We start from the raw sequence: 6,370 nt of genomic DNA on the forward strand, positions 1-6,370 counted from the left end.
GTATAGGTAATATAATGAATTAGGGAAAGGAAGATTCTATGATTAAAATAGGGGGATATCATTTATTATTTGTTGCTTTAGTAGTGTTTAGTCTGCTCCCATTTAGTATGGTAAATGCACATTCTGTACTAGAAGAATCCACGCCAGCAGAGGGAGAAGAACTAGACGAAAATCTAAAAAGTATAGAACTATCTTTCAACACCAAAATTGAAAATGGGAGTACACTCTTTCTTATAAATGATACTGGGGAAGAAATACAACCACCGTCTATTGATATTACGGATAACGTACTCAAAGCAACATTTCAGAATTCACTTGAGGCCAGTACATACCAGGTTAATTGGAAAGTAATTGGTGCAGATGGCCATCTTATTGAAAATCAATATTCTTTTACTGTAAAGGGATCTGAAACTAATCAGTCAGAAGAAAATGTAACCCAAATCAAAGACGAACAAACTGATAGTAGTTCAAATAATGCGAATCTTAATAGTGATGAAGAAAGTGGAAATGAAATAAATCAAGACTCAGAGAAGCAGACAACACCAGAACAACAAACAAGCAATGATAGTGAGCAAACTTCCGCTTTATCTGTAATTATTATATTCCTAATTATCGTTGGTATCTTGTTAGTAGTATGGATGTTGTTTGGTAAACGGAAGAAATAAGAGGGAGGTGCTTTATGCTATTAATTTCATTAACTGAGTTTTTATTATATATTTGTTTTTCCATGCTAATCGGATATTTTATCCTAATCTTAGTTTCAGAAAATAAAAGACCGACTATTCACATCCCAAAGAAAGTTCTTTATTTAGCTACAGTTATCATACCAATAGCTGCTTTTCTACCAATTTTTCAAACCGCCAAAATATTGGCTGGTGATTATGACTTCTGGTTAGTTTTAAAAAATGTTGTGCTTACATTTGAAATAGGAAAAGCATGGTTGTTTATGTCTTTTGTATCTATTATTTTAATTTGTGTATTACTAGCTAGGAATTTTAATTCAAAAATACATCTAATCACATGGGCTATGGTTCTTACCTTACTAATGCTTTTTGGGTATACAAGGTCAAGTCATGCCGCATCGATTACAGAATGGCAAGGATTTCTCTTCCATTCACTACATTTTCTTTCGGTAACTGTTTGGATTGGTATATTATTTGTAGTAAGTTGGTTCTCCAAAAATAAAAATAATTGGTTAGCATTCCTAAAGTGGTTTACTCCTGTTGCAATCATCTGCCTTGCAATTACTATTGTGGCTGGATATTTTACAATGGAAATTGATATTAATTCATATGATGATCCAAATGCAACTGTTTTACAAGAATACCAAAATGGCCTTATCGTGAATTACGGACAAGCGCTATTAATAAAACATATATTTATTATTTCATTAGTTCTTTTTGCATTCATTAATGGAATTCTGTTTAGGAGAAAAAGTAGTCAAGAATCATTTAATCCTCTAAAATGGACAAGGGCGGAAAGTGCTTATGCATTAATTGTGTTTGGATTGACAGCATTTATGGGACAGTCATGGCCACCACATCAAATCTATATGTTGTTAGTAACGGAAGGGGCTTCACCTCTTTTTGAAACTTTATATGATGGGGAAATTGTAAATGTAATTCAAAATGCTAGTAGTTCAGACATCTTTAATGTATCGGTTTTCTTTGGGATGGAGAGTTACTTGTTATTTGGATTAGGTTTAATATTTATGGTATTAACCATTTTTGCTGCAATTAAAAGGAATTCAGTTTTTATTTCTACATTCTCTGCATTATTATTGGCCCTATCTATATATGTTGGAATAATGCTAGGTGTTGAGTAAGCTGGAAATATGAGAATGCGGAAAATGTAAAAAGGTTGCAATTCACATATATATGGAATTGCAACCTTTTTGTTATTGTTTTTTGGACTCTTAATAAATAGCATAAATACGATAATTAGGGTGAAATCAACTAATGCCAAAAATGGTATTGTAACAAATCCAAACCAATTAATATATTCAGCACTACAGAGAACCCCATTAGCTCACGGTTTTATTGCTGCAAACCCCGGAACTTTCTGCTCTAAATAGTGAATAAGAGAAATAGATCAGCCAATGACTGCTATTGGTAACACATACTTTTTAACAGACCTATCATTTTGAAATGTTGCTATTCCAAGAATCAAAGATAATGGGTACATAAGAATTCGCTGATACCAACAAAGTTCGCATGGAACAAAAACTCTTATTTCAATAAAATAAAGACTTCCAAGTGTTGCAACAACTGAAACTAGCCCAGCTATATAAAGAGCTAGTTGTGAAATATCTATTTTTTCATATCCTAATTTTCCTCTAGTTATTTATCCATAGCATCTTTAATAGCCTCATAGTCAAATGGGTCTTCAATCATTATTTCGTTAACCATGATCGTTGGTGTGAGTTGGACATCGAATTCTGTTACCAATTCTGTATCTTTATTTACCTCGGCCATTTCTGAATTACTCCCAATTGATGATTTAAATTTTTCAGTATCAATGCCTGACATTCCACTAGCCCCTTTAAGGGTAAGCATAATCCTGTATTGTTCAAATGCTTTTCACAAATAACAGTTTGACACACATATTAGTAATTGCTAATATGATAATAACAAATCATATTAGTGATGTCTAATATAAGGAGGAAGTTACGTGATAAAAGTTGATATCGATACTAAAATGAAGTTCTTACACGGCTTTTCAAATAAAACGAGAATTCAAATTCTCGAAAGTATAAAAGAGGATGAAAAAACTGTTACTCAGATTGTTGACGATTTAAATGGCAATCAATCGAACATTTCGCAGCATTTAACTTGCTTAAAAGGTTGTGGACTTATTGTAGGAAGACAAGATGGCAAATATGTATATTACCGCGTGCGTAATCAATTAGTACGTGATTTATTATCCATGTTTGATGTGGTGCTTGAGGATGTTCAAAATGATATTGCTTGTTGTGAAAATCATATCGATTAATGGAGGTGAAATAAATGGCAGATAAGTGTTGCAGTTCAAAAGAAGAACCGATAACTATTGAGGATAATAAAGACTGTTGCAATAGTAATACTGAAAAGGCAGATACAAAAGAAGTGGAGGATAGTTGTTGCAGCGGCCAAAATTCATTTCAAGAAATAGCAATTACTGCAACTAATTCATCTTGTTGTAGTAGTGAAAAAAATGAAATGACCAACGATTGTTGTGGCTCAGAACTATCCAAAGATTTAGAGGTGAATTCTTGTTGCAGTAGCAAAGAACAGGATAATACATTTGAAACAGCAAGTTGTTGCAGCAAGAATGATGAAACACCTAACATTAATTCAACTCCTATGAAGGGTGATAAGATCGAATATCGGGTACATGGAATGGATTGTCCTTCTTGTGCATTAACTATTGAAAAAGGGCTTAATAGACTTAGTTACATTCAAGAGGCTAAAGTAAATTACAATACTGCAAAATTGAAAATTATTGGAAATAACGCATTGTCTCTCGATAGTATAGAAAGCGAAGTCCATAAGCTCGGATTTACTGCTGAACCATTAGTACAAAACAAAAATTTAAGAACTTATGATGTTGTAGGAATGGACTGCAGTAGTTGTGCCAAAAGTATTGAGAATCATTTAAATAAGATTCCAACAGTTAATACGGTTGCTGTTAATTTTTCAACCGGAAAGATGAAAATAGGGCATGAAAATAGTGTGGATGATATTGTATCGGAAGTATCGAAACTAGGGTATAAAGCTTCACTAATTACAAATCGTGATAAATCTACAGATACTCCCAAAAACAAAAAAGGTTATGGCTTCATTACCTTTTCTGGTATTTTAATAGCGCTTGGATTTATTGGTTCTTATACTGGTGTATCTCCACTCATGACCACCATTCTATATGCTATTGCAATGGTTATCAGTGGTTATAAACCAGTGAAAAGTGCCTACTATGCAATAAAAAGTCGTTCTCTTGATATGAATGTTTTAATGTCTGCAGCAGCGATTGGAGCTGCATTAATCGGAGAATGGTTTGAAGGAGCGACGGTTGTATGGTTATTTGCATTAGGTAATGTTCTGCAAAATAGCTCCATTGAAAAAACTAGAAAATCTATCCGTAATCTAATGGATTTAGCACCGTCAGAGGCATGGGTAAGAGTTGGGGCAGAATTAATTAAGAAACCTGTAGAAGAAGTTTCCGTTGGCCAAATTATTGTTATTAAACCCGGTGATCGAATTCCGTTAGATGGTGAAATCATCCAAGGTGAGACGACTGTGAATCAGGCTCCAATCACTGGAGAGTCAATCCCAGTTGATAAGTTAATTGGAGATACGGTGTATGCAGGGACCATTAATGAGAGTGGTTCGATTGAAATGAAAGTTACCAAATTAGTTGAAGATACAAGTCTATCAAAAATCATCCATTTGGTGGAAGAAGCACAGGAGCAAAAGGCTCCAACTGAAGCATTTATTGATAAGTTTGCGAGTATTTATACACCGATTGTCTTTGCGCTAGCAATAGTAGTCATTGTGATACCACCCTTGTTCGGATTTGGTACTTGGGGAGAGTGGGTGTATAAAGGGCTTGCGTTATTAGTAGTTGCTTGTCCATGTGCGCTTGTTATATCTACTCCTGTTGCTATTGTTTCTGCTATCGGAAACGCTGCAAAGAATGGTGTCTTAATAAAGGGTGGCACGTTCCTAGAAAAAGCAGGTGCTATTAATGCCATTGCGTTTGATAAAACAGGAACATTAACAGAAGGAAAGCCAAAAGTTACCGGAATTGAAGCAATAAGCACTTCTGAAGATGAATTAGTATCACTTGCATTTACATTAGAGGATTATTCCACACATCCAATTGCAAAAACGATTGTTGAATACGCCAAAGATAAGGGAGTTCAGGCTAAAAACGGAGAGTTATTTAAAAACATTGTCGGTAAGGGTGTTCAAGCAACAATCAACGGAGACATTCATTATGCTGGGAACCTAAAACTATTTGAAGATCTAGAAGTATCTTTAGATGATGTTAGGTCTAAAGTAGAAAAAATACAAAGTCAGGGGAAAACAGTAGTTATTATAGGTACAGAGCAAGAAATTATGGGTATTATCTCTGTTGCGGATTCCGTTCGATCAACTACTGTAAAAGCATTATATGGATTGAAACAAGTTGGTATAAACCAACTCGTCATGTTAACTGGTGATAATGAGGGTACTGCTAAAATGATTTCGAATGAAACAAATGTCAATAGATACTTTGCAGAATTATTACCAGAAGATAAAGTGGGTGCGATTAGGCAACTACAAAAAGAGGGTCACAAAGTTGCTATGGTTGGTGACGGTATAAATGATGCACCGGCACTTGCTACATCCGATTTGGGAATTGCTATGGGTGGAGCAGGAACCGATACAGCAATGGAGACTGCTGATATCGTTTTAATGGCTGATAATCTAGAAAAATTACCACATACTGTTAAGTTGAGTCGAAAAGCATTAGCGATTATTAAACAAAATATTTGGTTTTCATTAATAGTAAAATTTGTGGCATTAGTTCTTATATTTCCGGGATGGCTTACACTTTGGATGGCTGTGCTAAGTGATACTGGAGCTGCTGTTATTGTTATTTTAAATGCACTACGGCTTTTAAAGGTTAAAGGGTAAATTTAGGTAAGCTATTCAATCGCATGGATTGGATAAGCTTACCATTTTAAATTAATATACACATAGTATACCAATGGGGTGTGTGGAAATGTACAATACGATTGTTATCGGTGCTGGACAAGCTGGTCTTGCAGTAGGTTATTACTTAAAGCAGTTTAATCATTTATTCCTCATATTAGATAAAAGTCAAGAAGCAGGAGAAGTATGGGATAGGAGATATGATTCCTTAGTTTTATTTACCCCAAGAGCATTCAGTTCGTTACCGGGGCTAGAACTCATAGGGGATCCCCAAGACTTTCCTACAAAGGATGAAATCTCACAATATCTGAAGGTCTATGCGGAATCCTTTAACTTACCAATTAAATTTAATTCTAACGTGACGAGTGTTCAAAAAATGAATAAGACTTTTTCCATTTATACGGAGCATATGGAATATAAAGCTGAAAATATCATAATAGCCACTGGTCCTTTTCAAAAGCCTAGAATTCCTGCCTTTGCAAAAAAACTATCAAAGGATATAGTTCAGTTACATTCATCTGAATATAAAAACCCCTCTCAATTAAAAGAAGGTAATGTTTTAGTTGTGGGTGGTGTGTATATGGTAACTTAAAAGTGAGCCACCATAGCAATTGAAAACTGAGCCACTTTTGATAGAAAATAACCCTAATGACATGTTAGGGGGAAACATCAGGAGTGATTATATTGAGTGAGAA

Annotated in this window: 6 protein-coding genes and 1 pseudogene; 5 read left to right on the forward strand and 2 right to left on the reverse strand. The window is 34.6% G+C overall.

Annotated elements, in window-relative coordinates:
* Nucleotides 1-38 precede the first annotated feature (38 nt).
* Nucleotides 39-665: a copper resistance CopC family protein gene (locus D8M05_RS02650; RefSeq protein ID WP_121128365.1), complete on the forward strand. Its 627-nt coding sequence runs from the start codon at nucleotides 39-41 to the stop codon at nucleotides 663-665.
* Between the two features lie 14 nt (nucleotides 666-679).
* Entirely contained in the window at nucleotides 680-1,825 is a 1,146-nt protein-coding gene (locus tag D8M05_RS20495) for a copper resistance D family protein (RefSeq protein WP_245985160.1), read from the forward strand.
* 77 nt (nucleotides 1,826-1,902) lie between these two features.
* Here D8M05_RS20495 and D8M05_RS20500 read toward each other — a convergent pair.
* Both D8M05_RS20500 and D8M05_RS02660 read right to left on the reverse strand, forming a co-directional pair.
* Nucleotides 1,903-2,313, reverse strand: a pseudogene (locus tag D8M05_RS20500) (disulfide oxidoreductase); the annotation flags it as partial.
* A gap of 26 nt (nucleotides 2,314-2,339) precedes the next feature.
* Entirely contained in the window at nucleotides 2,340-2,528 is a 189-nt protein-coding gene (locus D8M05_RS02660) for a DsbA family protein (protein WP_183072685.1), read from the reverse strand.
* Nucleotides 2,529-2,697: 169 nt separating this feature from the next.
* Between D8M05_RS02660 and D8M05_RS02665 the strand changes: the two genes are divergently transcribed.
* From D8M05_RS02665 to D8M05_RS02675, 3 genes are all read left to right on the forward strand, one after another.
* Complete coding sequence (locus D8M05_RS02665) at nucleotides 2,698-2,991, forward strand: ArsR/SmtB family transcription factor (RefSeq protein WP_379542974.1); 294 nt, start codon at nucleotides 2,698-2,700, stop codon at nucleotides 2,989-2,991.
* Between the two features lie 14 nt (nucleotides 2,992-3,005).
* On the forward strand, nucleotides 3,006-5,657 hold the full coding sequence (locus D8M05_RS02670; protein WP_121128371.1) for a heavy metal translocating P-type ATPase: 2,652 nt from the start codon (nucleotides 3,006-3,008) through the stop codon (nucleotides 5,655-5,657).
* A gap of 88 nt (nucleotides 5,658-5,745) precedes the next feature.
* A complete protein-coding gene (locus D8M05_RS02675; RefSeq protein ID WP_121128373.1) occupies nucleotides 5,746-6,267 on the forward strand; it encodes a flavin-containing monooxygenase in 522 nt (173 codons plus the stop codon).
* Nucleotides 6,268-6,370: the final 103 nt, after the last annotated feature.

Source organism: Oceanobacillus bengalensis (assembly GCF_003628445.1).
Taxonomy (GTDB): Bacteria; Bacillota; Bacilli; order Bacillales; family Amphibacillaceae; genus Oceanobacillus; species Oceanobacillus bengalensis.